This is a genomic window from Pseudoalteromonas sp. SG41-5 (assembly GCF_014164495.1).
Taxonomy (GTDB): Bacteria; Pseudomonadota; Gammaproteobacteria; order Enterobacterales; family Alteromonadaceae; genus Pseudoalteromonas; species Pseudoalteromonas rhizosphaerae.
Map to the genome: position 1 here is coordinate 1 of NZ_JACJFH010000198.1, position 2,532 is coordinate 2,532.

A 2,532-nucleotide genomic window follows, 5' to 3' on the forward strand; every position below is an offset into this window, starting at 1 on the left:
CGATAATGATCACTTTTGTGTTCTTAATGATTTTGCCGATCAAAGCTTAATGCCACTCGTAACCGAGTTCACGTTTTATCATTTTTGTAGGTATGTTAAACCGTTATCTAAATCATTTGATGAGGATAACAATAATGTCAACAAGACCTATATCTATGAGTAAATTACATGCTATTTTACGGCTGAAATATTCAGCAAAATTATCCCATCGAGAGATTGCCAGAAGCTTAAATATCTCCCCTGGCACTGTGGCTAATTACGTTAAAAAGGCCAATGAGTTAGGGTTAAACCAATGGCCGTTACCTGACGATAAACAACACGGTACGTTTCTTAATACAAAAATCAGGGACTTCTCACCCCGTCAAAAAAGATACCCAACACCTGACTGGCTCACCATCAATAAGGATTTAAAGCAGCACAAACATTTGACGTTGCAGTTAGTATTCGATGAAATGCGTGAGAAAGTCGGTGAGCCTTATTACAGCTATAGCCACTTCTGCCGCGCCTATCGGGAATGGGTGGGGAAACAACGGTTGTCGATGCGGCAGCATCATAAAGGTGGTGAAAAGCTGTTTGTGGATTATTGTGGCCCCACACTGACCATCACGTGCCCCACAACGCAGGAAACACGGACTGCTCAAGTATTTGTTGCCGTGCTCGGCGCATCAAACTATACCTATGCTGAGGCAACGTATAGCCAGCAACTTGAAGACTGGGTGATGAGTCATGCCCGTTGTTTTGCGTTTTTAGGCGGTGTGCCTGAACTTGTTATTCCCGACAACTTAAAAAGTGCTGTTAGTAAACCCTGTCGCTACGAGCCTGATCTAAACCCCACTTATCATCAATTAGCCGAGTATTATAACGTCGCTGTCATACCCGCTAGACCTTATAAACCCAAAGATAAATCAAAGGCTGAAGTCGGTGTACAAATTGTTGAGCGTTGGATCATGGCACGTCTGCGTAACCAAACCTTCTACAGCTTAGCGCACCTAAATCAAGAAATAGCAAAGCTACTTGATGTAATGAACAATAAGGTGATGAAGCAATATCAACAATCACGTAAACAGCTTTTTGATATGCTGGATAAAAGCGCATTAAAGCCATTGCCTGAAAAGCCCTATCACTATACACAAATCAAAACGGTGCGAGTACACATTGATTATCATGTTGAAATAGAAAAACATTATTACAGTGTGCCGTATCAGTGGGTTAAGAAACAATTACGCGCACACATAACCAATCAGCTAGTACAGCTTTATCATGACGATACCTTAATCGCACAGCATCCGCGCTCACATCATTTAGGTGGGCATACAACACAGTCTCATCATATGCCTCTGGCGCATCAAAAACAGCATGAGCAGTCACCGATAAATTTACGCTCATGGGCATTAAGTATTGGGGAGTATACCCACCAAGTTATTGAGTTACAGCTCAGTGGACGGCGTCACCCCGAGCACGCTTATCGCGCCTGTTTAGGGGTGTTAAGTTTAGCTAAAACTTATTCAAAAGAACGGCTTGAGCAAGCGTGTTATCGCGCAATCATAATGAATACGACCACACTCAAATCAATTAAGCAGATGCTGAAAAAGGGGTTGGATCAACAACCGTTACCCACACAGCAAACAGAGCCAGAAAAGCCAATTACACATAGCAACATACGTGGCACAGATTATTACCATTAAGGAATGCAAACATGATAGACACCATTAACCAGCAACTTCAACTACTCAAGTTATCCGGTATAAAGCAAGCACTCAAGCAACAGCTTGAACAGCCAAATCTATATCAAGAACAAAGCTTTATAGAGCGCGTCAGTTTATTGCTCACTCATGAAATTGATACGCGTGAGCAAAGAAAAATCGACCGGCTAGTGCGACACGCTAAATTCCGCTTACCGGCTCAGTTAAATCAACTGATTTACTCGCCGACACGTAATATAGAAAAAGCACAGATACGTAACTTAAGCCAAAATAGCTGGCTAAACTTACATCAAAATATCTTAATCACTGGGGCAACAGGCTGTGGAAAAACATACCTTGCGTGTGCCTTAGGACATGAGCACTGCCTACAAGGAAAAAGTGTTTACTATATTCGATTAAAAGAACTACTCGAAAGCCTGTTTCTAGCACAAGCAGATGGTAGTTACCGGAAATTACTGGCGAAGTTAATAAAGTATGATCTACTGATCTTAGACGACTGGGGGCTTGAACCACTGAGTGCTCAGCAACGAGGTGACTTACTCGAATTAATCGATGCGCGGTATGGGTATAAATCACACATAATTATAAGCCAGCTACCACAGGAAAACTGGCATGAAATGATAGGAGAATCAACCCATGCTGACGCCATTTTAGATAGGCTAATTCATGGTTCAATTAAGTTGAACTTAAAAGGAGAATCGATACGAAAACAGTTAAATAAATTGACTGATGATGATCAGTTAAGCTAATTTAAAAACGGCTCTACAAAATGATAAATCAGGTGATCAAAGCTGATGAGAATCGGTGATCAAAGTCATGAGAATACGCA

The 2,532-nt window shown here is 41.5% G+C and carries 2 protein-coding genes; both read left to right on the top strand.

All coding sequences use genetic code 11. From position 1 onward, the window contains the following. Positions 1–134: 134 nt before the first annotated feature. Entirely contained in the window at positions 135–1,685 is a 1,551-nt protein-coding gene (gene istA, locus H5232_RS22880) for an IS21 family transposase (RefSeq protein WP_182831595.1), read from the top strand. Positions 1,686–1,696: 11 nt separating this feature from the next. After that, the gene (istB, locus tag H5232_RS22885; protein ID WP_182831596.1) at positions 1,697–2,452 is read left to right on the top strand and encodes an IS21-like element helper ATPase IstB; all 756 of its coding nucleotides are present in this window, start codon (positions 1,697–1,699) and stop codon (positions 2,450–2,452) included. Positions 2,453–2,532 lie beyond the last annotated feature (80 nt).